Here is a 24,817-nt window from a genome sequence, read left to right as displayed (position 1 = left end):
TCACGCCCCGTCGGGTGGGGAGGGCACGGCGAGATAGGCCGCTTTCGGGATGTCTATGAGGCCGCGGAGCCCTAGCGTGGCGGCGTCTTCCGGCATGAGCCCGGCGATGGCCGCACGCACCGCCGCGGCTATTGCCACCGCATCGGCATCCGCTGCCGCAATATAGGGCAGGCCGGGGGTCGGGACCGTGCGTTCCAGCACCCGCAGGTCACCCGCGAAAGCGTCATGGCTTTCGATCAGCCGCCAAGAGACTGCATCCAGCGCCGCGATATCCGCGCGTCCCTCGGCCACGGCCTTGGCCGAGGCGCGGTGGCCGTGGCTTTGGCTGCGCTCTGCAAACCAAAACCCCCGCGCCCGGCAATGCGCGTAAGGGGCGGCATAGCCTGATTGCGAGAATGTTTGGTTGTAGGTGAACCGCGCCGCGTGGAAATCGGAAATTGTTTCACGGGGATCATTGGCGCGGACCACGAAAACGCTGTTGTAATACCCCGGCGGGCAGCCTGCGACGCCAAAGTCCGGCGTGCCGATCAGCGTGACACGGTCGTGCAGCCACAGGCGGTAAGGCATCCCGCAGGTCTGGGAAAGGGTGAGGTCGGGCGCGGTCCAGACGGCGAATTCCTCGGCATCATTGCTCAGCCTTTCCGGGGCCGGGGTGCCCTGCGCGCGCAGCGCGTCACGGATCATGGCCCAGTAGCGCCCTGTCGCCTCGGCGGTCTCGGGGCGCAGGTACATCATCAGGCTGGCGATCATCGGCGGCTCCGCTTGGGGTGTTCCTGTTTAGGCCGCGCCGCCGCGCGGTGGCAAGCGTCGGTTCCCCGCCGATCCCCCGCCGCGTGGGGAAAATCCGGTGACTCATTGTGGGGCCGCGGTTATGCTGCCGCCAAACGCCAGCAGAGCGTCAGGGGCAGCTTGATATGATTAATCTTTCCAGCGTCATGGCCCGCAGGGCGCGGTTTCTGAACCGCTTCCATGCTTGGCGTGCGACCCGGGGCCGGGGGCGCGTCGTCGCGTTCACCTCTTCGCCCGAGCCGCGCACCATCGGCTCTTTCGCGCGGGGCGGCAGTTGATGGCGGGCAATTACCTCTTTGCCGGCAGCCTGCTGACCGCACCGCAAACCGCCATGTGGGACCTGACCCCGCCTGACCCCGCCTTTGCCGCGGAGTTGCACGGTTTTGCGTGGCTCGATGACCTTGCTGCCGTGGGCGATGCGCGGGCGCGGGGGCGGCGCAGGCGTGGCTTTGGGGCTGGATCGACCGTTTCGGGCGCGGGCAGGGGCCGGGCTGGACCCCGGCGCTGACCGGGCGGCGGTTGATCCGTTGGATCAACCACGCGCTTTTCCTGCTGCGCGGGACCGAGGCCGAGCAGAGCGACGCCTTCTACCGATCCCTCGAACGGCAGACCCGGTTCCTGTCGAAACGATGGCGCGGGGCGGCCCCCGGCCTGCCGCGTTTCGAGGCGCTGGCCGGGCTGATCTATGCCAGCCTATCGTTGGAGGGGCTGGCGGAACTGGCCGATCCGGCGGTCAAGGCCCTCCCCCGGGAATGCGCCAGCCAGATCGATGACGAAGGCGGGCTGCCCACGCGCAATCCCGAGGAACTGCTGGCGGTCTTCACCCTGCTGACATGGGCCGCCGCTGCGCTGAGCGATGCGGGCCGCAGCACGCCCAAGGAGCATCTGACCGCGATCGAGCGCATCGCGCCGACCCTGCGCAGCCTGCGCCATGCGGATGGGGCGTTGGCGCGGTTTCACGGCGGCGGGCGCGGCATGGAGGGCTGGCTGGACCACGCGCTGGCGGCGGCCAAGGTCAGGACGCGGCAGCCCGATGGGCTGGCCATGGGCTTTGCAAGACTGTCCGCAGGCCGCACCAGCGTGATCGTCGATGCGGCAGCCCCGCCAAGCGGTGCGGCCTCGACCAACGCCCATGCCTCGACATTGGCGTTCGAACTGACCTCGGGGCGGCGGCCCTTGGTGGTGAACTGCGGCTCCGGCGCGTCTTTCGGGCTGGAGTGGCGGCGGGCGGGGCGGGCCACGCCGTCGCATTCGGCCCTGTCGCTTGTTGGTCATTCCAGCGCGCGACTGGCGGAGCCTGATCCGCATAGCGGGGCGGAAGCGCTGATCGCGGGCCCGCGCCATGTGCCCGTCGAGATTGGAGAGGCGGCGGACGGGCTGCGTTTCGAAGGCGCGCATGACGCCTATCTGCGCAGCCACGGGTTGACCCACGCGCGGCGGCTGGAGTTGACCGCAGACGGGCGCGGCCTCTCGGGGGAGGATATGTTGCTGGCGATAGAGGGGGCGGAGAAGCGGCGCTTTGACAAAGTGCTGAACGCCGCCCAGTCAAAGGGGGTCGCCTTCGACATTCGGTTTCACCTGCACCCGGATGTAGATGCCAACTTGGACCTTGGCGGGGCTGCGATCTCAATGGCGCTGAAAAGCGGGGAGATTTGGGTGTTTCGCCATGACGGCACGCATAATCTGTCTTTGGAACCGGGGGTTTACCTCGAGACAACCCGCCTGAAACCACGCGCCGCGCAGCAGATCGTGCTCTCGGGCTATGCCATGAACTATGCCACGCGGGTGCGCTGGTCGTTGTCAAAAGCGCAGGAAACTGCGATTGGCGTGCGAGATTTGTCGATCGACGATCCCTATGCTGATGAAGACTGACCAAGGAACCAGCCCCATGCCCGACCTCTATCCCATCAAACGCGCCCTGCTTTCCGTATCCGACAAGACCGGTCTTTTGGACCTTGGCAAGGCTTTGGCGGCGCGGGGCGTCGAATTGCTCAGCACCGGCGGCACCGCGAAAGCGCTGCGCGACGCGGGGCTTGAGGTTCTGGATGTGGCCGATGTGACTGGCTTTCCCGAGATGATGGACGGGCGCGTGAAAACGCTGCATCCGGTCGTGCATGGCGGTCTGTTGGCCCTGCGCGACAATGACGAACACGTCGGCGCGATGAACGAACATAACATCGGCGCGATCGATCTGGTGGTGGTGAACCTCTACCCCTTCGAGGAAACCGTCGCCAAGGGCGCGGAATACGCCGAGGTGATCGAGAATATCGACATTGGCGGCCCGGCGATGATCCGCTCGGCGGCCAAGAACCACGGTTTCGTCAATGTGGTGGTGGATGTCGAGGATTACGCCGAGGTCATCGCGGAGCTGGAGGCCAACGACGGCCAGACCACTTACGCCCTGCGCCAACGGCTGGCCCAGACCGCCTATGCCCGCACCGCTGCCTATGACACCGCCGTCAGCACATGGATGGCCGCGCAGGTCGCGGCCACGCCGCGCCGCCGCACCTTTGGCGGCACGTTGGCCCAGACCCTGCGCTATGGCGAGAACCCGCATCAGCAGGCGGCCTTCTACACCGATGGCTCGAACGCCCCCGGTCTGGCCAACGCGGTGCAGCACCAAGGCAAGGAGCTGTCCTACAACAACATCAACGACACCGACGCGGCCTTCGCGCTGGTCAGCGAGTTCGACCCCAAGGACGGCCCCGCCTGCGCGATCATCAAACACGCCAACCCCTGTGGCGTGGCCCGGGGCGAGACGCTGCTGGAAGCCTACACCCGCGCCTTCGACTGTGACCGAACCTCGGCCTTTGGCGGCATCATCGCGCTGAACCAGCCGCTGGACGGGCCGACGGCTGAGGCCATCGCGGCGATCTTCACCGAGGTCGTCATCGCCCCCGGCGCGGATGAGGATGCCAAGCGCATCTTCGCCGCCAAGAAGAACCTGCGCCTGCTGACCACCGAAGGCCTCGCCGATCCGACCGCCGCCGAACTGGCGGTGCGTCAGGTCTCGGGCGGCTTTCTCGTGCAAGACAAGGACGTGGGTCGCATCACCCGCGATGACCTGAAAGTCGTGACCAAGCGCAAGCCCTCGGATCAGGAACTGGATGACATGCTCTTTGCTTGGACTGTGGCGAAACACGTCAAGTCCAACGCCATCATCTACGTCAAGGATGGCGCCACTGTGGGCGTGGGCGCGGGCCAGATGAGCCGCGTCGACAGCACCCGCATCGCCGCGCGCAAGGCCCAAGACATGGCCGAGGTGATGGACATCGAAGCCCCCCTGACGCAGGGCTCGGTCGTGGCCTCTGATGCCTTCTTCCCCTTCGCCGACGGCCTCATCACCGCGGCCGAGGCCGGTGCCACGGCGCTGATCCAGCCCGGCGGCTCCATGCGTGACGACGAGGTGATCGCGGCGGCGGATGAGGCGGGCCTTGCCATGGTCTTCACCGGCATGCGCCACTTCCGGCACTAAGCAAAGGGGAGCCCCATGCGGACATTCGGCATCGCGGCCTTCGTGGCCTTTCTGATCGACCAGATCAGCAAATATGTGGTCATTCACATGATGGAACTGGCGCGTGTCCGCTCCATCGACGTGCTGCCGCCGGTGCTGAATTTCCGCTACGGGGAAAACCGGGGCATCAACTTTGGCCTCGGCGGCGACATGAGCCAATGGGTGCTGATCGTGGTGGCGCTGGTGATCTGCGCGGGCGTCACCCTATGGCTCTGGCGCAGCCCGCATGGGCGTTGGGCGCAGCTCAGCGGTGGCCTGCTGGTCGGCGGGGCGCTGGCGAATGTGGCGGACCGGCTGATCTACGGCTATGTGCTCGATTTCCTGAACAACTCCTGCTGCGGCATCAACAACCCTTTCGTCTACAACTTGGCGGATGTCTTTATCTTTGCCGGGGCCTTGGGGCTGATCCTCTTTACCGGAGAGCCGAAAAGCGCGCCCAAACGCCGGGGCAAAAAAGGTCAGTGACATTGCCCGCTTGCCTGCGATATTGAACAAGCAGACCCTGAAAGGAGACACCATGCGCCGCATTGCCCTCATCAGCTTGATCCCGCTGGCCCTCGCCGCCTGCAGCAATCAGGGCCTTCGCGATTTGCAGCCGACTTCTGAAGGGCCTGATGAGTTCCTGATCCAACCGGTCAAGCCGCTGGAGCGTCCTGACAACCTGAACACCCTGCCCACGCCTGCGCCGGGGCAGGCGAACCTGACCGACCGCTCGGCGGTGGCCGAAGGGGTGGCGGCATTCGGCGGGCGTTTGGATACCTCTACTGGCATCCCGGCGGGGGATGCGGCGTTGGTCCAACATGCGGGCCGGATGGGCGTGCAGCCCGGAATCCGTGAGAGCTTGGCCGAGGCCGACGCGAAATTCCGCAAGCGCAAGGGCCGTTTCACCCAATTCCGCATCGTACCGGTTGATCGCTACGGCCAAGCCTACAAGCGCATGATCCTCGACGCCCATAGCGAGGCGGAGCGCTGGCGCAGGGCAGGCGGACGCACGCCGTCCTACCCGCCGCAGGACACACGTTTTCGCTAGGCTTCTTGAAAGTAGCGCCAGACCGCGTAGGTAATGCGAGAGGCGATATATTTCGAGGTAAGCAATGATCCGACTGCCGATGATGGCGGCCCTGGTGGCAACGCTTTTCACAGCCCCCGCCGCGCAGGCGGGGCAGACCGAGAACGAAGCGGTCACCCATTTCACCCTTGATAACGGCATGGAGGTCGTGGTCGTCGAAGACCACCGTGCCCCGGTCGTGCAGCAAATGGTTTGGTACCGTGCAGGTTCAGCGGATGAGCCCAAAGGTGCCTCCGGCGTGGCGCATTTCCTTGAGCACCTGCTGTTCAAGGCCACCGATAAGCTGGAAGCGGGCGAGTTCTCGGCCACCGTGGCCGCCAACGGCGGGCGCGACAACGCTTTCACCAGCTACGATTACACCGCCTATTACCAGCGCGTCGCGGCAGACCGCCTTGGCCTGATGATGGAGATGGAGGCCGACCGGATGAAGAACATCCGTTTGACCCCCGAAAACATCGAAACCGAACGCGATGTGATCCTCGAAGAGCGCAATCAGCGGACCGAGAACAACCCCGCCGCGCTGTTCAGCGAACAACTCAGCGCCGTGCAATATCTCAACCACCGCTACGGCGTGCCGATCATCGGCTGGAAACATGAGATGGAGGAGTTGGACCTCGAAGACGCCCTGTCGTTCTATGAACTCTACTACTCGCCCAACAACGCGATCCTCGTGGTCTCGGGCGATGTAACACCGGAAGAGGTGCGCGAACTGGCCGAGGCCACCTATGGTCAAATCCCCGCCAACCCCGCCTTGCCGGAACGTCTGCGCACCGAAGAGCCGCCCCAGATCGCCGAGCGTCGGTTGATCTACAAAGACGCCCGCGTGGCCCAGCCCTATGTCCGCCGCTCCTATCTTGCCCAAGAACGTGACAGCGGCGAACAGGAGGAAGCGGCGGCGCTCTTGCTGCTTAGCGAATTGCTGGGCGGCGGCACCACGTCCTACCTTGCCGAGAAACTGCAATTCGACGCGCAGATCGCCAATTACACCGGCGCCTTCTACAAGGCCGACACGCTGGACGACACGACCTTTGACCTCGTCGTGCTGCCCGTGCCCGGCGTCAGCCTGCAACAGGCCGAAGAGGCGCTGGACGAGGCGCTCGCGCAGTTCATGGAGGCCGGTGTCGACCCGGAACACCTCGAACGTCTCAAGGCGCAGTTGCGCGCCGACCAAATCTACGCTCGCGACGACGCGGACAGCGTGGCGCACCGCTATGGTTCGGCCCTCGCTATCGGCCTCACGGTCGAAGACGTGCAGGCATGGCCCGATGTGCTTCAAGCCGTCACCGCCGAAGACATCATGCAGGCCGCCCACGACCTGTTCGACAAACGCGCATCGGTCACCGGTTGGCTGATGAAGGAGGACGCGCAATGAGACTGATCTACGCCCTGATCCTGACGGTAATTGCCGCACTCCCCGCCCGTGCCGAGGTCGATATTCAGGAGGTGACCAGCCCCGGCGGCATCACCGCTTGGCTGGTCGAGGAACACTCGATCCCCTTCGTGGCACTGGAAATCCGTTTCCGTGGCGGCGCGTCTCTCGATGCCCCCGGCAAACGCGGCGCGATCAACCTGATGACCGGCCTCTTGGAAGAAGGGGCAGGCGAGATGGACGCCCGCGCCTTCAGCCGCGCGACCGAAGCGCTGGCCACGAACCTCAGCTTTGATGTCTCTGACGATGCGCTTTCCGTGTCCGCACGTTTCCTGACCGAGAACCGCGCGCCCTCAATCGACCTTCTGCGCGTGGCCCTTCAGGAGCCGCGTTTCGACGAAGACGCCATTGAGCGGGTGCGCGGCCAAGTGATTTCGAACATCCAGTCGAACCAGAAAGACCCCAACAAAATCGCCCAACAGACCTTTGACCGGATCGCCTTTGGGGATCACCCCTATGGCAGTTCGCTCAATGGTACGCTGGAAAGCGTCGCCGGCCTGACGCGTGACGATCTGCTCGCGGCGCATCGCGCGGTGCTGGCGCGGGACCGCATCATCGTTGGCGCGGTGGGCGACATTACGCCCGAGGAGTTGGGCCAGATGCTCGACAAGCTGTTGGGGGGCTGCCCGCCGAAGGCGCGCCGATGCCGCCCCGGGCCGAGGTCGATATCCCCAGCGGCACCACTGTGGTCGATTTCGCCACGCCGCAATCCGTCGCGCTCTTTGGTCAGCCCGGCCTCGCGCAGGACGATCCCGATTGGTTCACCGCGACGGTGCTGAACCACGTCCTTGGCGGCGGCGGTTTCGAATCCCGGCTGATGACCGAGGTGCGCGAGAAACGTGGCCTGACCTACGGCGTCTATTCCTACCTCGCCCCGCGTGATCTGGCCGAGACCTATCTCGGCTCCGTCAGCTCGTCCAATGACCGCATCGCCGAAGCGATCGAGGTGATCCGCGCCGAATGGGCCAAGGCCGCTGCCGAAGGCATCACGCAAGAGGAACTGGACGCCGCCAAGACCTATATCACCGGCGCCTATCCGCTGCGCTTCGATGGGAACACGCCCATTGCCAACATCCTCGTCGGCATGCAGATGCTGGGCCTGCCGACCGACTATATCGCCACCCGCAACGACAGGGTTGAGGCGGTCACGCTCGAAGACGTCAAACGCGTCGCCGCTGAGTTGCTGGAGCCCGAAAACCTGCATTTCGTTGTCGTCGGCCAGCCCGAAGGGCTAGAGGTCGCAGACACAGCGCAGGAATGAAAAAAAGCGCCGCTCCCGACAGGGGGCGGCGCTTCTGCATAGGCCGGGCGGTGGGCGTTATTCGCCGTAGGGCACCCAGATATTCTTGACCTCGGTCGCGGCCTGCAGGAAGTCGCGCCCCGCGCCCTCGGCCCCGAACCAATCCCGCGCCATGCCGTGGTTGACCCAGCTGCGTTTGATGTTGCTCGCGGCCCCTTTCTCCACAATGCCGGAAAGCGCCGCGGCGCCGAAGGACCAGACCGCATCCACATCCATATGACGCGCCATCGCCTCGGCCAAATCCGCCTGCGGGCCGGTCAGGATATTCACCACGCCCGCGGGCACGTCCGATGTCTCAAGCACCTGAACGAAGTCCGTCGCCGCCAGCGGGAAGGGGTCGGAAGCTGAAAGGATCACCCGGTTGCCCATGGCGATGGCGGGGGCCATGCAAGAGATCAGCCCCAGCAAAGGCGCCTCGGCAGGGCAAAGCGCGCCGATCACACCCACGGGTTCCTTCATCGCCAGCGCCACGCCACGGATCGGCACCCCGTGCACCTGACCATCGTATTTGTCGGCCCAAGCGGCATAGGTGAAAAGCCGGTCAATGGCCGCATCGACCTCCCGACGGCCCGTCTTCGTACCCTGCATCGCATCCAGACGTGCGGCGAATTCATCGCCGCGTGCGGAAAGGTTCTCGGCAATGTAGTACAGGATCTGCGCCCGCAGATGGCCGGTGGTTTTCGACCAGCCCTTCGCCGCATGCGCCGCCTCGACAGCATTGCGCAGGTCCTTGCGGTTGGCGAGGCTCACATGCCCCAACAGCCCGCCCGACTTGCCCCAAACCGGCGCCGAATAGCCGCCATCGGGCCGCGCCTGTTTGCCACCAATATAAAGCTTCGCGGTCCGGTCGATCCCATCCTCCGGCGCACCCTCACCTGAGAAGGCTTCGATCTCCTTCAAAGGCTTCCGCGCCGTCTTGGGCTTGGTATAGCCCGCCAGACCTTCCCAACCGCCCTCGCGGCCAAAGCCGCTTTCGCGCTTGCCGCCGAACCCGGCTGCGGCATCCATCATATTGGTGCCGTTGACCCAGACGATCCCGGTCTCAAGCTTTGGCGCGATGTCGAGGGCGAGGTTCACATTCTCGGTCCAAACCGTCGCCGCCAGACCGTAGCGCGTGTTATTGGCCAGCTGCACCGCCTCGCTGGGCGTGCGGAAGGTGGTGGAGACCAGCACAGGCCCGAAAATCTCTTCCTGCATCAGCCGATCCGCCGGGTTCAGCCCGGTGATCAGGGTGGGCGGATAGAAACAGCCGTTCTCCGGCATCGCCCCCGGTGCCACGAAACGCTCACCGGCGGTATTGGCCTCGACCATCTCGCTCACGCGCTTGTATTGCACCGGGTCGACCAGCGCGCCCACGTCAATGCTCTTGTCCAAGGGATCGCCGACGCGCAGCTTCTCCATCCGCGCGCGCAGCTTGGCATAAAACCGATCCGCGACCGGCTCATGCACCAGCAAGCGCGACCCGGCACAGCAGACCTGCCCCTGATTGAACCAGATCGCATCAACCAGCCCTTCGACGGCGCTATCCAGATCGGCATCGTCGAAAACGATGTAAGGCGATTTGCCACCCAACTCCAAGGTCAGCGCCTTGCCGGACCCCGCCGTCGCCTCGCGAATGCGGCGGCCAACGGCGGTGGAACCGGTAAAGGCGATCTTGTCGATATCCTCATGTCCGACGATCATCTCGCCTACGGTGCCATCGCCCGTCACGATATTGACCACACCCTTGGGCAGCCCGGCCTGGCGGCAGATATCGGCAAACAAAAGCGCGGTGAGCGAAGTGTATTCCGCAGGTTTCAATACCACGGTATTGCCCATCGCCAGCGCGGGCGCGATCTTCCACGCCAGCATCAGGAGGGGAAGTTCCACGGGATGATCTGCCCGCAAACCCCAAGCGCCTGCGCATCGGGCAGTTCGCTCTCCATCAACTGCGCCATGCCCGCGTGATAATAGAAATGCCGCTGCGCCAAGGGCACGTCGATATCGCGCGCCTCACGAATGGGCTTGCCGTTGTCCAAGACCTCCAAAACCGCAAACAACCGCGCGTGTTTCTGCAGCAGGCGCGCCAGCGCATAGATACGCCGCGCCCGGCCATGGCCGCCCAGCTTCTCCCACTTGGGCTGCGCCTTGCGCGCCGCCTTCACGGCGGCATCCACATCGCCCTGCGACGCCTGCGTGAGACTGGCCAAGACCTCACCCGTCGCCGGGTTCGTGCTGTCAAACCCCGCCCCCGGCGCGGTGAAGGCGCCATCGATGAAATGGCCAAACCGCCCGCCCTGATCGACGATCCACGCCAGCGCATCTGCCGCCGATTCCGGGGCTGGCCCGTATTCCATGCTTTCGAATATGTCGGACACGCTCATGCCTTCATCCTTTTCCAAATACCTTCCCGCAGCCTGCAACGGGCTCAGGCGGTCGCGTGGCGGTAAGCCGCCGAATAATTGCCGGTCACATGATGCTCCAACTGCCGCTCGATATCGCCCAAGAGCGAGGACGCCCCAAAGCGGAACAGGTCAGGCTGCAACCAACGGTCGCCCAACTCTTCCTTCATCAGCGCCAGATAGGTGATCGCATCCTTGGCCTTCGAGATGCCGCCCGCGGGCTTGTAGCCCACGCGCACGCCGGTGCGCGCGTAATACTCGCGGATCGCGCGGATCATGACGAGGCTCACGGGCAGGGTGGCGTTCACGCTTTCCTTGCCGGTCGAGGTCTTGATGAAATCGGCCCCGGCCATCATGCAAACCAGCGACGCGCGGGCCACATTGCGCAGCGATCCCAATTCGCCGGTGGCGAGGATCGCCTTCACATGGGCCTCGCCGCAGGCTTCGCGAAAGGCGCGCATTTCATCGTAAAGCGCCTGCCAGTCGCCCGAGAGCACGTGACGGCGCGAGATCACGATGTCGATCTCACTCGCACCGGCCTCAACACTCATCTCGATCTCGCGAATGCGCAGTTCCAAGGGCGACAGCCCTGCCGGGAACCCGGTTGAGACGGCGGCGATGGGAATGTTCGTCCCCTCCAGCGCGCGCCGCGCGGCGGGGATCATCTCGTGATAGACGCAGACCGCGCCGGTGGTGATCGGCGCCATGCCAAGCGCGTTGAGCAGATCGGGCGCAATCGGTTGCCGCGCCTTGGCGCAAAGCCGCTCGACCCGGCGCGCGGTATCGTCGCCCGAAAGGGTCGTCAGGTCGATACAGGTCACCGCGCGCAGCAGCCACGCGGCTTGGTGGTCCTTTTTCAGCGAACGGCGGGCGGGCAGGGCGGCGGCGCGGCGTTCGATCGCCGAGGTGTTCGCCTGCACCGAGCGCAGCCAATCCATATCAAGCGGCATCGGTTCGACGCGGGGTTCGGTGACCTGGGGCAGATGGCCCGGCGCGTCGGTCTCTGTCTCACGGTGCTGCGGGGTCGTCTGGGTGGCCATCGGGGTCTCTCCGGTTTGGTCAGGCGCGCAAAATGGCATGGTGCAGGGGCCAAAGCAAGCGACGCTAACCTCGCGTCACCGGCCGAATGCCTGGAAAACAGGCGAAATGTGGAAATTGTTAATGAGAACGATTCTCAACTGTTGACTTAATTGAGAATCGTTCTCACTAATACCCCCATGACACATGCATCTGATCCCTTTCGCCCGTCCCGCCGCACCGCTTTGATCGGCAGCCTGAGCGCATTTGCCCTGCTCGGGGCCGCGCCCGCTGCCTTTGCCGCGCCAAAGCTCAACGTCGTTGCGACCACCGGCATGATCGCTGACGCCGCCCGGCGGATCGGTGGCGATCTGGTCGAGGTCCGCTCGCTCATGGGGTCGGGCGTCGATCCGCACAGCTACCGCCAGACGCGCAGCGACATCGTGGCGCTGACCCGGGCCGATCTCGTGCTCTGGCACGGCCTTTACCTTGAAGCGCAGATGGAGCGGTTCTTTGAGGATCTGGGCCGCAAACGCGCCGTGATCGCCGTGGCCGAAGCCCTGCCCAAGGAGGGGCTGCTTAGCCACCCGGATTACGAGGGCCGCTATGACCCGCATGTCTGGATGGACCCCAACACATGGACCGCCGTGGTGGATGAGGTGACCCGCGCGCTGAGTGAAGCACATCCGGCGGGGGCCGAGACCTTTGCCACGAATGCCAAGACCTACCGCGCGGAACTGGACCAACTCGCCGCCTATGCCGCCGAGACCGTGGCGCAGGTGCCCGAAGGCCAGCGCGTCTTGGTCACGGCGCACGATGCTTTCAGCTACTTCGGGCGCGCCTTTGGCTTCGAAGTGATCGGCATTCAAGGCATCTCGACCAACAGCGAGGCGGGGCTCAACCGCATCTCTTCGCTGGTTGATGAGCTTGTTGAACGCGAGATCGGCGCGGTTTTCGTCGAAACTTCGGTGTCCGACCGTAACATGCGCGCACTGGTCGAGGGGGCTGCGGCGCGCGGTCATGAGGTCGTGATCGGCGGGTCGCTCTATAGTGACGCCATGGGGGAACCGGGCAGCTATGAGGGCACTTATATCGGTATGATCGATCACAACGTCACCACCATCGCCCGCGCGCTCGGCGCGCCGGTCGATGCGGGCGGGATGAGCGGCAAGCTGGCACAGGGAAGCTGATCCATGACACTCGAACTCGCCAGCACGCGTGACACCGCGCCGACCGCCCGCGCCGACAGCCCGCTCGCCCTGCGCGGGATGACCGTTTCCTACGGGCAGAAGCCTGCGGTCTTTTCGGTGGATATGACCGTCGCGCCGGGCAAGATGACGGCGATCATCGGGCCGAACGGGGCGGGGAAATCGACGCTGCTCAAGGCCGCTTTGGGCATCCTTACCCCGCTGGCGGGCACCGCCACCGTCTATGGCAAGCCGGTGGCCGAACAGCGCCACCGCATCGCCTATGTGCCGCAGCGCGCGAGCGTGGATTGGGACTTCCCGACCCGCGTGATCGACGTGGTGTTGATGGGGCTTTACCCGCAACTGGGCCTTTTGGGCCGCATCCGCCCCGTGCACCGCGCCCGCGCCGCCGATTGTCTGGCCCGCGTCGGGATGGAGGATTTCGCCACCCGCCAGATCGGCCAACTCTCGGGCGGCCAGCAGCAGCGGGTTTTCCTTGCGCGGGCCTTGGCGCAGGATGCAGACCTTTACCTGCTCGACGAACCCTTTGCCGGGGTCGATGCGGCGACGGAAAAGGCGATCATCGCGGTGCTGAAATCGCTGCGGGATGCGGGCAAGACGGTCGTCGCCGTGCATCATGATCTGTCCACGGTGCCTGAGTATTTCGACAATGTCTTCCTGATCAACACCCACCGCGTGGCCGAGGGCAGCGTCGCGGAGGTTTTCAAGTCCAACCACCTGCAAGACGCCTATGGCGGGCGTTTGGCGGGCGCGCAGATGGATGCCTTGCAACTGTCATGATCTGGGACGCGCTGACACTGCAACTGGGCTATAATGCCACGCTGGTGACGCTGGGGGCCACGCTTTTGGGCATGGCGGCAGGCGTTGGTGGCACCTTCTTGTTTCTGCGCAAACGGGCGTTGGTGAGCGATGCAATTTCGCATGCGACACTGCCCGGCGTGGCGCTGGCCTTCATGGTGATGGTCGCTTTGGGCGGCGATGGGCGCAACCTGATCGGCCTGCTATTGGGGGCCGCGCTGTCGGCGGGGTGGGGCTGCTCTTGGTCTCATGGCTCAGCAACCGCACGCGATTGGCCGAGGATGCGGCGATTGGCTCGGTCCTGTCGGTTTTCTTTGGCCTTGGCATCGTGCTGCTCACGGTGATCCAGACCATGAGCGCGGGGCGTCAGGCGGGGCTAGAGGATTTCCTTTTGGGCTCCACCGCCGGGATGCTGCGCAGCGATGCGCTGATCATCGCCGTCGCGGCGGCGCTGACGCTGGCGCTGGTGCTGCTCTTGCGCCGCCCGCTGACGCTGGCCTCTTTCGATCCCGAATATGGCACCGCCATCGGGCAGAACGTGCCGCGCACGGATCTGGCGATGATGGGGCTGGTGCTGGCCGTGACGGTGGTTGGGCTCAAGATCGTGGGGCTGATCCTGATCGTGGCGCTGCTGATCATCCCGCCCGTCACCGCGCGTTTCTGGAGCGAGCGAACCGACCATGTGGTGCTGATCTCGGGCGCGCTCGGCGGCATCGCGGCCTATATCGGCGCGGCGCTGTCGGCGGCGCAGCCGAACCTGCCGACGGGGCCGATCATCGTTCTGGTGGGCTTCGCGCTCTTTGCGCTGTCGCTGCTGCTGGCACCGGGGCGCGGGGCGCTGTCGGCGCTACTGCGGCATCGGCGCTATCAGCGTCGGGTCCATCTGCGGCAGGGGCTCTTGGCCTTGGCCCATGGGCAGCCGATCTATGAACAACTCACCCTGCGCCTGCTGCGGGCCGAAGGCTATGCGCTGCCCGATGGGGTCGCCACCAAGGCGGGCCGGGGCCGCGCGGCCAAGGCGCTGCGCGATGAAACCCGCTGGCAACTGATCCGCCGCGATCCGGCTTACGAGGCGGCGGCCCAGCAATATGACGGTCTGACCCCCATCGAGACGGTGCTGACCGCCGACCAAATCCGCGAAATCGACAGCCGCATCGACATGCGCGGCGGGGTGATGGCATGAACGGTTCCGAATTCGTCCCCCTGTCCTTGGTGCCGATGCTGACGGGCATCTTCGTGGCGGTGGCCTGCGCCTTGCCGGGGAACTTCCTTGTGCTGCGCCGCCAAGCGTTGATCGGCGATGCAATCAGCCATGTGGTGCTGCCGGGGATCGTCGTGGCGTTCCTGCTGACCGGTGTGGTCAGCACTTGGCCGATGCTGTTGGGCGCGGCGGGGGCGGCACTGGTCGCCGTGCTGGCCATCGAAGGCGTGCGGCGTTTGGGCAAGATCGAATCCGGCGCGGCCATGGGCGTGGTCTTTACCGCGATGTTCGCGGGCGGCGTGCTGCTGCTGGAACAATCCGACACCAGCAATGTGCATCTCGATGTGGAACATGCGCTTTATGGCAATCTCGAAAGCCTGATCTGGCTGGATGCGACCGGCTGGGGTCGCTGCTCGACCCCGAGGCGCTGGCGACCATCCCGGTGGAACTGCCGCGCATGGCGGTCACGTTTCTTTTCGTTGCACTTTTCACGGCGGTGTTCTGGCGACCGCTCAAGATCAGCACCTTCGACGAAGGCTTTGCCCGCACCATCGGGATGAAGACCGGGCCATTGGGCCTTGGGCTGGTGATCGTTGCTGCCATTGCCGCCGTGGCCGCCTTTGACGCGGTGGGCAGCATCATCGTGATCGCCATGTTCATCTGCCCGCCCGCTGCGGCGCGGATGATGACCAATCGGCTGGAACACCAGATCGCATGGTCGGTGGGTTTTGCCACCGTGGCCGCGATTTTGGGCTATGTCTTGGCAGGTTACGGGCCGCTGTGGATCGGGCTGCGGGATTCGGTCTCGGCGGCGGGGATGATCGCGACCGTCTCAGGGCTGATCCTTGGCGCCGCGGCAGTGATGGGGCCGCATCGGCATAGAGGTGCCGCCGCGCCCACCGCTTAATCGAATCGCAACGATTCGTTTTATCGGCGACTGATTCGCTTTTGCTTTGACCTGTGATTCGTCCTGCGTCTATACAAGTGGCAAGCTCCGCCGGAGACGAGTTGTACCCGGGTCGCCCGCCGCTCTGATAAGACCGGAATAACAAAAGCACCAGTGCGCCGAGTAGCCGACCCAGCAGCGGATCGCCCCACCTTTGGCGGCGGTCCGCTGACTTTGCCCAGAACCTCTGATACCCGGCCCTCATAGACGCATTCACATCTGGCAGAATCAAAAGCCGCCATGCTAGGTCTTGCGGTATGCCCAGCCCGACCCCCAATATAAGCGAAGTTCGCCCCGTCATCCGTCAATTGGACGATTCCGCGATCAACCGCATCGCCGCGGGCGAGGTGGTCGAACGGCCCGCCTCGGCGGTCAAGGAATTGGTCGAGAACGCCATCGACGCGGGCGCGCGGCGCATCACCGTGGAATATGCAGATGGCGGCAAGACGATGATCCGCGTGACGGATGATGGCTGCGGCATCGCGCCCGAAGATTTGCCGCTGGCCCTGTCGCGTCATGCGACCTCCAAAATCGACGGCTCTGACCTGCTGGATATCCACACCTTCGGCTTTCGCGGCGAGGCGCTGCCGTCGCTCGGTGCTGTCGGGCGGCTCACAATAACCAGCCGCGCGGCCGGGTTCGACGGGGCCGAGATCACCGTCGACGGGGGCCGCATGGGCGAGGTGCGCCCGGCGGCGTTGAACGGCGGCACCATCGTCACCCTGCGCGATCTGTTCTTCGCCACGCCCGCACGGCTCAAATTCCTGCGCACCGACCGGGCCGAGGCGCAGGCGATCGGCGATGTCATCAAACGGCTCGCCATGGCCGAGCCTTTCGTGCGTTTCGTGCTGCGCGATGTCTCGGGTGACGGTAAGGGCCGCGATGTGTTCCGCGCCGAGGCCGAGCAGGGCGATCTTTTCGATGCACTGCATGGCCGTCTGGCGCAGGTGCTGGGCCGGGAGTTTGCCGAGAATGCCCTGCCCATTAACGCCATGCGCGAGGGGCTGCATCTGACCGGTTTCGCTGCTCTGCCGACCTATTCGCGCGGCTCTGCCGTGGCGCAATATCTCTTCGTGAATGGCCGCCCGGTGCGGGACAAGCTGCTGACGGGCGCGCTGCGCGGCGCCTATTTCGATTTCCTCAGCCGCGACCGTCACCCCGCGGCGGCGCTTTTCGTGGAATGCCCGCCGACGCTGGTCGATGTGAACGTGCATCCCGCGAAATCCGAAGTGCGCTTTCGCGATCCGGGGTTGGCGCGGGGGCTGATCGTCTCGGCCCTCCGCCACGCGCTGGCCGAGGCCGGACACCGTGCCTCGACCACCGTGGCGCAGGCGACCCTGGGCGCGATGCAGCCCGAGCCGCAGGGCGCGCGGGTCTACCAGATGGACCGCGCGGGCAGGGACCGCCCCAGCCCCGCCGCACGAGAGGCCGCCTATCAGGCGCAGGCCCCCGGTTTTGCCGAGACCGCAGGCGTTTGGGGCCGGGTGGAGGGCACGCCGCTGCCCGAGACCCCCGCGTCGAGCCACGCCGCCGCCCCCGAAGCGGAAGAGGCCGCGCCCGCCCCGATTACCCGCTTGGCACCGCGCGGGGGCAGGTGCACGAAAATTACATCATCGCCCAGACCGCCAATGGCATGGTCATCGTCGATCAGCACGCGGCGCATGAGCGGCTGGTCTATGAGAAACTCAAGCGCCAGATGAACGAGAACGGCGTCGCGGCCCAAGCGCTGCTGATCCCCGAAATCGTCGAACTGTCCGCCAATGACTGCGCGCGCCTGCTGGAACTGGCGGAGGAGCTTGCGCAACTCGGCCTTGGCATCGAAGCCTTCGGCGGCAGCGCCATCGCGGTGCGCGAGACGCCTGCGATCCTCGGCACCGTGAACGCCCGTGCGCTGATCCTCGACGTGCTTGATGAATTGGCCGAGGGCGAGAGCAGCAACATCGTTCAGGCCAAGATCGAAGCGATCCTGAGCCGGGTCGCTTGTCATGGCTCGATCCGCTCGGGCCGCTGGATGCGCGCCGAAGAGATGAACGCGCTCTTGCGCGAGATGGAGGCGACGCCGCATTCGGGCCAGTGCAACCACGGGCGGCCCACCTATGTTGAACTCAAACTCGCCGACATCGAACGGCTGTTCGGGCGCACTTGATGGAGCTTGCCGGCACGACCCTGACCCTTTCCGACCCTGTGACGCTCTTGGCCTTTGCGGGCGCGGGGCTGCTGTTGCTCATCGTCATCCTGCTGATCATGGCGGTCCGCGCCGCGGGCCGTTCGGCGCGTGTGGCCGCCCCCTTGGCGCAGCAGATGCGCGTGCTTGGCGGCCATGTGCAGCAGTTGGGGCAGGGGCAGGAGCAGCTGCGCGGCGGGCTGCAAATGGTCTCGGACACGCAAAGCAATACCCAAGCGCAGATGATGCAGACGATGGAAGCGCGGCTGGCCTATGTGCAGCAGCAGATGCAGGACCGTCTGGCCGACAACGCCGCCCGCTCGGCCCGTTCGCTGGCCGAGATGCAGCAGCGCATGACCGAGACGCTGCACGGCTCGTCCAAACGCACCACCTCCAGCCTTGCGCAGTTGCAGGAGCGGCTCGCCTCCATCGACAAGGCGCAGGACAATATCACCAAACTGTCGGGCGACGTGCTGTCGCTGCAAGACATCCTGAGCAACAAGCAAACGCGCGGTTCCTTTGGTGAAATCCAGTTGCGGGATATCGTGTCGAAAGCGCTGCCCTCGGACAGCTATTCGCTGCAAGCCACGCTCAGCAACGGCAAGCGGCCCGATTGCCTGATCCATCTCCCCAATCCTCCGGGCCCGATCGTGATCGACAGTAAATTCCCGCTGGAGGCCTATGAGGCCCTGCGCCGCGCCAAGACCGAAGCCGAGACCCGCGCCGCCGCCCAACAGATGAAGACCGCCGTGCGGGTGCACCTCAATGCCATCGCCGACAAATATATTCTGGAGGGGGAGACGGCGGAAGGCGCCTTGATGTTCCTGCCCTCCGAGGCGGTCTATGCCGAGTTGCACGCGAATTTTTCCGAACTCGTGCGCGAAGGCTTTGAGAAACGCGTCTGGATCGTCAGCCCGACCACCTGCATGGCCACGCTCAATACCATGCGCGCGATCCTGAAGGACGCGCGGATGCGCGAACAGGCAGGCGCGATCCGCAAGGAGTTGGGCAATCTGAACAAGGATGTCGAGCGTCTGGCGATGCGTGTCGGCAACCTCGACCGGCATTTCACCCAAGCGCGGCGGGACGTGGAAGAAATCAAAGTCAGCAGCGAAAAAGCCGCCAAACGCGCGGGGCGCTTGCATAATTTCGACTTCGAAGAACTGGCAGAAGCCAAAACCGAGGCTATTGTTCCCCTAAGGACACCCGAAGGGAACGGCTGAATGAACGACGTGGACATTACCGGAATGACGCTGGAGGCGATGCAGACGCGGGCCGCCGCGTTGCGCAGCGATATCTTGCAAACACCGGTGGTGACGCTGTCTTCTCCCATGGTCGACGAGGTGCTGGGCGGCGCGCGGGTCGCGCTCAAGCTGGAGTGTTTTCAGCATACCGGCACCTTCAAGGCCCGCGGCGCGCTGTCGGTGGCGCGACAGCTTGACGATGACACCCGCGGGCGCGGGATCACCGCGGCCAGCGCGGGCAACCACGCCATCGCCGCAGGCTGGGCTGCGGCCAAGCTTGGCATCAGCGCCAAGGTGGTGATGCAGGACAACGCCAACCCTTTTCGCGTCGCCCTCGCCCGTGCCACCGGGGCCGAGGTCATCCTGAAACCCGCCGGGCAAGAGACCTTTGCCGAGGCCGAGCGACTGGTGCGCGAAGAGGGGCGGTTCTTTATCCATCCTTTCGAGGGGTTGCACACCTCGCTCGGCACCGCCGGGGTGGGGCTGGAACTGATGGCGCAGGTGGCGGATTTGGACGCGGTCGTCGTCTCTGTCGGCGGTGGCGGGTTGATCAGCGGTGTCGCCGCCGCGGTCAAGGCGGTCAACCCCGCTTGTCGGGTCTATGGCGTGGAGCCCGAGGGCGCCGACAGCATGTCGCAAAGCCTCGCCTCCGGCGCGCCGGTGACCATCCCTCAGGTTAACACAATCGCCGACAGCCTTGGGCCGCCGATGGCGCTGCCTTTCGGCCATGCGCTCTGCGCGGTCTATGTCGATGATGTGGTCACGGTCAGCGACGATGCGATCTGCGCCGGGATGGTGGTGCTGCAACAGGCGGCGAAACTGGCGGTGGAACCTGCCGCCGGGGCCGCGATGGCGGGCGCGCTCGGCCCCCTGCGCGGGCAATTGGCCGGGCGGCGCGTCGGCGTGATCGTCTGCGGGGCCAATATCGACACCGACAGCTATTTGGGCCAGCTCAGCCGCGGGCAAGCGGCGCTCGACAGCCTGCTGTCCTAGTGCCCTCCAAGGGGCTTTGCACGCGGTCGCGGTGCTGCGTGCATTCTTCCAAGAAAATCTATCGGGCGCTGCAACTTTAACTCCCCTTTACCCGTGGGTGCCCCATATCCAAAGTTCCGGACTAAAGCAGGACGCCTATGCCTTTTGAAGCTCTGAACGACAGTACCCTCCCTCAACAGCCGCTTGGGCGGCGTGTTGCCGTGATCGGCGGCGGGATTTCCGGCATGGGGGCAGCGCATATGCTGGCATCTGCGGACCGCGTCACCCTCTATGAGGCGGGGGCCAAGATCGGCGGCCATGCGCGGACGGTGATCGCGGGCAAGAATGGCGATCAGCCGGTCGATACCGGGTTCATCGTGTTCAACTATGCCAACTACCCGCATCTTGCGGCGCTCTTTGCGGAGTTGGACGTGCCGGTCGTGCCCTCGAACATGAGCTTTGGCGCGTCGATTGATGGCGGGCGGCTGGAATATGCACTGACCAATTTCAACGCGATCTTCGCCCAGAAACGCAATATGTTCAGCCCGCCTTTCCTGCGGATGCTGAGGGACATTCTGCATTTCAACAAGAACGCGCTGGCCGTGTCGCGCGACCCGTCGATGACCATCGCAGAGTTTCTCGACCAGCTGGGCACCGGGCCATATTTCCGCGACTTCTACCTGTCGCCCCTGTCGGGCGCGATCTGGTCCACGCCGGCGGAAAGGATCATGGATTTCCCCGCCCATGCCATGGTCAATTTCTTCGAGAACCACGCGCTGTTGAACTATTCCGGCCAGCATCAGTGGTACACGGTCAAAGGCGGCTCGCGCCAATATGTCGACCGGTTGGAGAGTGCGCTGCGCGCCAAAGGTGTCGACCTGCGCACCGACAGCCCCGTGCAGGCGGTGCGCCGCACGGCGCAGGGGGCCGAGGTCCGCGCCTATGGCGGGGAGTGGGAGGCCTTCGACGAGGTGATTTTTGCCGCCCATTCCGACGACACGCTGGCGATGCTTTCCGATCCGACGGAGGCCGAGCAGCGCGCCCTCGGCGCCATCCGCTACCAGCCCAATGACATCGTGCTGCACGCTGATGCCAATATCATGCCCAAGCGGCGCTCCACTTGGGCGTCATGGGTCTATACCGAGGATCGTGAGCAGAAGTCCGACCGGATCGACCTGACCTACTGGATGAACTCGCTGCAACCGATCCCGCAGGACGATCCGCATTTTGTCACGCTCAACACCAAACGCACCATCCGCGAGGAGTTGATCTATGACCAAGTGACCCTGCGCCACCCGGTCTATGACCTTGCCGCCTTGGCCGCGCAGGACGAGGTGCGCGCCTTTAACGGCAGCCATAACACATGGTTCTGCGGGGCGTGGCTGCGCAATGGTTTCCACGAAGACGGGCTGGCCAGCGCGGTGGATGTGGTCGAGCGGATGCAAGCCGCGCGGGTGGCGCCTTTGGCGGCGGAGTGACGGCGCAGGTCGATCATATCCGCGGCCAGACCTTCCATGGCCGCAAGGGCGCGGTCGAGAACCGTTTCCGCTATTCGGTCGACTATGTGATCTGCGACGCCGAGGCCGAGGCGTTAAGGACGCCCGCGCTTTTCGCCCGCAATGGTGCGAATGTGACCAGCCTGCACGACAGCGACCACGGCGGCGCGCCGGGGCAGGGGCGCGGCGCCCCTTGGGTACGCGAGGTTTTGGCGGCGCATGACATCTCCGGGGTCGCGCGGATCGAACTTTTGGCGCAGCCGAGGGTGCTGGGCCATGTCTTTAACCCGGTCAGCTTTTGGCTCTGCCGTCGGGCGGATGATGCGCTGATTGCCGTGATTGCCGAGGTCACGAATACCTATGGTGACCGGCATTCCTATCTCTGCCACCACCCCGATCTGCGCCCCATCGCGCCCGAGGATCGCTTGCGGGCCGCGAAGCTCATGCATGTCTCGCCCTTTCAGGACATCTCGGGCGGCTATGTCTTTCGCTTTGACATCAGCGCTGAGCGGATCGGCATCTGGATCGATTTCTCGGATGGGGGAACGGGTTGATCGCCACCTTGACCGGGCCGCGTGCGCCGCTGACGAATGGCCGTATCCTCTGGTCGCTGCTGCGCCGCCCCTTTGGGGCGCGGCGGGTGCTGGCGTTGATCCACTGGCAGGCGCTGAAGCTCTGCCTCAAGGGGGCCGGGTTCCGCAACCGCCCCGAGGCACCGCAGGTCGAGGTTTCCCGTGATGCGGCCCATGGCGCGGGCGGGCGATGAGGGCGCGCGCGGCCCGGCTGCCCGCCTATGCGCTTTTCGCCGCATTGCTCGCCGCGGCGGGGCTGCCAATCTACATTCACGCGCCGAAGTTCTATGTCGATGAATACGGGGTATCGCTGACGGCGCTTGGTTCTGTGCTTTTTGGATTGCGGTTGTTGGACGTGGTGCAAGACCCCGCGCTCGGATGGCTGGCCCAAGCGCTGCGCCACAAACGCGGGCTGGCGGTGACGGGGGCGGGGGCGGTGATGGCGCTGGCGATGCTAGGGCTTTTCGCGGTGCCCGCGCCGATGGCGCCCGTGCTGTGGTTTGCCCTGATGCTGACGCTGGTCTTCTCGGCCTTCAGCTTTCTGACCATCTGTTTCTATGCCCAAGGGGTGGCCAAGGCCGACAGCCTGCCGGGGCCGGGCATCTGACCCTCGCGCGCTGGCGCGAGACCGGGGCGCTTTTGGGCGTCTGTCTCGCCTCGGTCGCGCCCCTGCTGCTGGGCTTGGCGCTGGACCGGCCCTTTGCCGGTTTCGCGGTGGGCTTCGCGGTTCTAGCGCTCTGGGCCGTGGTCGCGATGCGCAAGGAGTGGCGGGCGGCAGAGCTGCCGGGCGCGAGCGGTTTCGGCACCGTCTTGCGCGACGGGCTGGCGCGGCGGCTGTTGCTGATCGCCTTGGTCAATGCCGCCCCGGTGGCCGTGACCTCGACCCTGTTTCTCTTCTATGTCGAACTGGCGCTTGAGGCACCGGGATGGGAGGGGCCGCTCTTGCTGCTGTTTTTCATCGCGGCGGCGGCGGCAGCACCGCTTTGGGGGATGCTGGCCGAACGCCACGGCCCGCGCCGGGTGCTCTTGGCGGCGATGGCCTTGGGCATCGCCGCTTTCGGCGGGGCGCTGTTTTTGGGTCCGGGGGATGTCGTGCTGTTCGCCTTGGTCTGTCTGGCTTCCGGCGCTGTCTTGGGGGCCGACCTGACCCTACTGCCTGCCATGTTCGCCAGCCGCATGGCGCAGATCTCTCCCTCGGCGGCCGAAGGCTTTGGCCTTTGGTCTTTCGTGTCCAAACTGACCTTGGCTTTCGCGGCGGCGGCCCTACTTCCCGCCTTAGAAGGCGCAGGGTTGCAGACCGCAACGGGAACCAGTTCCGATACATCCATCTCCCTGTTGATCTGGTTCTATGCCGGTGTACCTTGCGCCCTGAAATTGCTGGCGATCGCTCTTCTCGCCGGTGCAAAAGACGTGGAGACATCGTGACAGAGCCGCTGATCTTTATCGCTGTCGGGCTGGGCCTTGGTCTATTGCTCACCTTCCTGCGCCGCCGGTTGGGGGAGTTTCACGGGCAATCGCCCAGCGACTATGTGGATTCTTTCCCCGTCTTCGACCTGCGGTTGCATCTGCGCGATGAGATGATCTGCGAGGGCGTGATTTTCGGCCCCCTTGGTCGGGTCACCAGCAGTTTCACGGCCAAGTTCGACGTGTCTTGGGAGGGCGATGTCGCCACCGTGGCCGAGAGTTTTCGCTATAACGATGGCTCGCGTCAGCAGCGCGAGTGGACCGTGACACTGGGCGAGAATGGCCGTTTCACCAGCACCGCGCCGGATGTGATCGGGGTGGGGCAGGGCGTTCAGGCTGGTCCGACATTGCAGTTGCGCTATCGTATCCAACTGCCCGAGGAACTGGGCAGCCATGTGCTGAAAACCGTCGATTGGATGTATCTCACCCCGATGGCACCATCGTCAATCGCAGCCAGTTTCGGAAGTTCGGGATCAAAGTAGCAGAATTGGTCGCCACCCTGCGACCGACGGAGGAAAGATGAAAGACTGGCAAGGCAAGACCTATTGGCTGGTGGGCGCGAGCGACGGGCTTGGCGCAGCATTGGCGCATCAGCTGAGCCGCACCGGGGCCGAGGTGATCCTCTCTGCCCGGTCCAAAGACAAGCTGACCGAACTCGCGCAGGCGCTGCCGGGGCGGGCACGGGTGCGGATCATGGATGTGACCGATGACGAAGACGTGGCGCAGGCGGCGAAGGATGTGGGGCCAATCGACGGGCTGGTCTATCTGGCGGGGGCCTATTGGCCCTTTGGCGCGCAGGATTGGGACGCGAAACATGGGGTGACCATGGCCGATGTGAACTTCACCGGCTTGATGCGCGTACTGGGGCAGGTGGTGCCGCAGATGGTGGCGCGGGATCACGGTCATATCGTCATCACCTCCAGCCTGACCGCCTATCGCGGGCTGCCCGGGTCAATCGGCTATACGGCCTCCAAGGCGGCGACGCTGTCGCTGGCGGAATGCATGCATGCCGATCTGCGCAAGACCGGCGTGCAGGTGCAGGCGATCAACCCGGGCTTTATCAAGACCCAGTTGACCGACAAGAACGATTTCAAAATGCCCTTTTTGATGGAGCCCGATGACGCCGCGCGCCGCGTCTTCGAGCATATGAACAGGGACAGTTTTAAACTGGACTTCCCTTACGGCTTCTCACTGCTGTTCCGTTTGGGGCGTTTCCTGCCGGATTGGCTGTACTACCGGTTCTTTTCCTGAAG

12 protein-coding genes and 9 pseudogenes are annotated in these 24,817 nt (G+C 64.9%); 18 read left to right on the top strand and 3 right to left on the bottom strand.

From position 1 onward, the window contains the following. The gene (locus CUR85_RS06065; protein WP_067266728.1) at positions 1-750 is read right to left on the bottom strand and encodes a phosphate/phosphite/phosphonate ABC transporter substrate-binding protein; all 750 of its coding nucleotides are present in this window, start codon (positions 748-750) and stop codon (positions 1-3) included. A gap of 164 nt (positions 751-914) precedes the next feature. Here CUR85_RS06065 and CUR85_RS06060 point away from each other — a divergent pair. The 6 genes and pseudogenes from CUR85_RS06060 (at position 915) to CUR85_RS06035 (ending at position 8,062) form a co-directional block, all read left to right on the top strand. Further along, positions 915-2,661: pseudogene (locus CUR85_RS06060) on the top strand (heparinase II/III family protein). Between the two features lie 16 nt (positions 2,662-2,677). After that, entirely contained in the window at positions 2,678-4,264 is a 1,587-nt protein-coding gene (purH, locus tag CUR85_RS06055) for a bifunctional phosphoribosylaminoimidazolecarboxamide formyltransferase/IMP cyclohydrolase (protein ID WP_067266725.1), read from the top strand. 15 nt (positions 4,265-4,279) lie between these two features. Beyond that, the gene (gene lspA, locus CUR85_RS06050; RefSeq protein ID WP_067266723.1) at positions 4,280-4,768 is read left to right on the top strand and encodes a signal peptidase II; all 489 of its coding nucleotides are present in this window, start codon (positions 4,280-4,282) and stop codon (positions 4,766-4,768) included. A gap of 52 nt (positions 4,769-4,820) precedes the next feature. After that, a complete protein-coding gene (locus tag CUR85_RS06045; protein WP_067266722.1) occupies positions 4,821-5,333 on the top strand; it encodes a DUF3035 domain-containing protein in 513 nt (170 codons plus the stop codon). 82 nt (positions 5,334-5,415) lie between these two features. Continuing rightward, positions 5,416-6,744, top strand: coding sequence for a M16 family metallopeptidase (locus tag CUR85_RS06040; RefSeq protein ID WP_425520154.1), 1,329 nt, complete (start codon positions 5,416-5,418; stop codon positions 6,742-6,744). Then, positions 6,630-8,062, top strand: a pseudogene (locus CUR85_RS06035) (M16 family metallopeptidase). Before CUR85_RS06040 ends, CUR85_RS06035 begins: the two are co-directional and overlap by 115 nt. A gap of 57 nt (positions 8,063-8,119) precedes the next feature. Here CUR85_RS06035 and CUR85_RS06030 read toward each other — a convergent pair. Continuing rightward, positions 8,120-10,464, bottom strand: a pseudogene (locus CUR85_RS06030) (aldehyde dehydrogenase family protein). 44 nt (positions 10,465-10,508) lie between these two features. Next, positions 10,509-11,522: a deoxyribose-phosphate aldolase gene (deoC, locus tag CUR85_RS06025; RefSeq protein ID WP_067266716.1), complete on the bottom strand. Its 1,014-nt coding sequence runs from the start codon at positions 11,520-11,522 to the stop codon at positions 10,509-10,511. 177 nt (positions 11,523-11,699) lie between these two features. Between deoC and CUR85_RS06020 the strand changes: the two genes are divergently transcribed. The 12 genes and pseudogenes from CUR85_RS06020 (at position 11,700) to CUR85_RS05965 (ending at position 24,815) form a co-directional block, all read left to right on the top strand. After that, positions 11,700-12,689: a metal ABC transporter solute-binding protein, Zn/Mn family gene (locus tag CUR85_RS06020; protein WP_067266715.1), complete on the top strand. Its 990-nt coding sequence runs from the start codon at positions 11,700-11,702 to the stop codon at positions 12,687-12,689. A 3-nt stretch (positions 12,690-12,692) separates the two neighbouring features. Beyond that, positions 12,693-13,487, top strand: a complete 795-nt coding sequence (locus CUR85_RS06015; RefSeq protein WP_067266714.1) for a metal ABC transporter ATP-binding protein — start codon at positions 12,693-12,695, stop codon at positions 13,485-13,487. After that, positions 13,484-14,688, top strand: a pseudogene (locus CUR85_RS06010) (metal ABC transporter permease). Before CUR85_RS06015 ends, CUR85_RS06010 begins: the two are co-directional and overlap by 4 nt. Beyond that, positions 14,685-15,613 (top strand): annotated as a pseudogene (locus tag CUR85_RS06005) (metal ABC transporter permease). Before CUR85_RS06010 ends, CUR85_RS06005 begins: the two co-directional pseudogenes overlap by 4 nt. Positions 15,614-15,909: 296 nt before the next feature. After that, positions 15,910-17,798, top strand: a pseudogene (mutL, locus tag CUR85_RS06000) (DNA mismatch repair endonuclease MutL). Beyond that, complete coding sequence (locus CUR85_RS05995; protein ID WP_067267779.1) at positions 17,795-19,039, top strand: DNA recombination protein RmuC; 1,245 nt, start codon at positions 17,795-17,797, stop codon at positions 19,037-19,039. Before mutL ends, CUR85_RS05995 begins: the two are co-directional and overlap by 4 nt. Further along, complete coding sequence (locus tag CUR85_RS05990) at positions 19,040-20,053, top strand: pyridoxal-phosphate dependent enzyme (RefSeq protein ID WP_082852155.1); 1,014 nt, start codon at positions 19,040-19,042, stop codon at positions 20,051-20,053. Positions 20,054-20,190: 137 nt separating this feature from the next. After that, positions 20,191-21,510 (top strand): NAD(P)/FAD-dependent oxidoreductase, encoded by a 1,320-nt coding sequence (locus tag CUR85_RS05985; RefSeq protein WP_067267777.1) that lies wholly within the window; start codon positions 20,191-20,193, stop codon positions 21,508-21,510. After that, positions 21,507-22,294: pseudogene (locus CUR85_RS05980) on the top strand (DUF1365 domain-containing protein). Before CUR85_RS05985 ends, CUR85_RS05980 begins: the two are co-directional and overlap by 4 nt. Further along, positions 22,291-23,525, top strand: a pseudogene (locus CUR85_RS05975) (MFS transporter). The pseudogenes CUR85_RS05980 and CUR85_RS05975 overlap by 4 nt, the downstream one beginning before the upstream one ends. Next, positions 23,522-24,087: pseudogene (locus tag CUR85_RS05970) on the top strand (DUF3833 family protein). The pseudogenes CUR85_RS05975 and CUR85_RS05970 overlap by 4 nt, the downstream one beginning before the upstream one ends. Next, positions 24,084-24,815 carry an SDR family NAD(P)-dependent oxidoreductase gene (locus CUR85_RS05965; protein WP_067267769.1) on the top strand — a complete coding sequence of 244 codons (732 nt, stop codon included), beginning with the start codon at positions 24,084-24,086 and terminating at the stop codon, positions 24,813-24,815. Before CUR85_RS05970 ends, CUR85_RS05965 begins: the two are co-directional and overlap by 4 nt. Positions 24,816-24,817 lie beyond the last annotated feature (2 nt).

The sequence above is a fragment of the Sulfitobacter faviae genome (assembly GCF_029870955.1).
Lineage (GTDB): Bacteria > Pseudomonadota > Alphaproteobacteria > Rhodobacterales > Rhodobacteraceae > Sulfitobacter > Sulfitobacter faviae.
This window is presented reverse-complemented; position numbering and strand designations above follow the sequence as displayed.

Excerpts from the sequence above, each read along its gene's own strand:
- CUR85_RS06065 (WP_067266728.1), bottom strand. The coding sequence starts at position 750 with ATGATCGCCAGCCTGATGATGTACCTGCGCCCCGAGACCGCCGAGGCG.
- purH (WP_067266725.1), top strand. The coding sequence starts at position 2,678 with ATGCCCGACCTCTATCCCATCAAACGCGCCCTGCTTTCCGTATCCGAC.
- CUR85_RS05985 (WP_067267777.1), top strand. The coding sequence starts at position 20,191 with ATGCCTTTTGAAGCTCTGAACGACAGTACCCTCCCTCAACAGCCGCTT.
- CUR85_RS06015 (WP_067266714.1), top strand. The coding sequence starts at position 12,693 with ATGACACTCGAACTCGCCAGCACGCGTGACACCGCGCCGACCGCCCGC.
- CUR85_RS06020 (WP_067266715.1), top strand. The coding sequence starts at position 11,700 with ATGACACATGCATCTGATCCCTTTCGCCCGTCCCGCCGCACCGCTTTG.
- CUR85_RS05990 (WP_082852155.1), top strand. The coding sequence starts at position 19,040 with ATGAACGACGTGGACATTACCGGAATGACGCTGGAGGCGATGCAGACG.
- lspA (WP_067266723.1), top strand. The coding sequence starts at position 4,280 with ATGCGGACATTCGGCATCGCGGCCTTCGTGGCCTTTCTGATCGACCAG.
- CUR85_RS05965 (WP_067267769.1), top strand. The coding sequence starts at position 24,084 with ATGAAAGACTGGCAAGGCAAGACCTATTGGCTGGTGGGCGCGAGCGAC.
- deoC (WP_067266716.1), bottom strand. The coding sequence starts at position 11,522 with ATGGCCACCCAGACGACCCCGCAGCACCGTGAGACAGAGACCGACGCG.
- CUR85_RS06040 (WP_425520154.1), top strand. The coding sequence starts at position 5,416 with ATGGCGGCCCTGGTGGCAACGCTTTTCACAGCCCCCGCCGCGCAGGCG.
- CUR85_RS06045 (WP_067266722.1), top strand. The coding sequence starts at position 4,821 with ATGCGCCGCATTGCCCTCATCAGCTTGATCCCGCTGGCCCTCGCCGCC.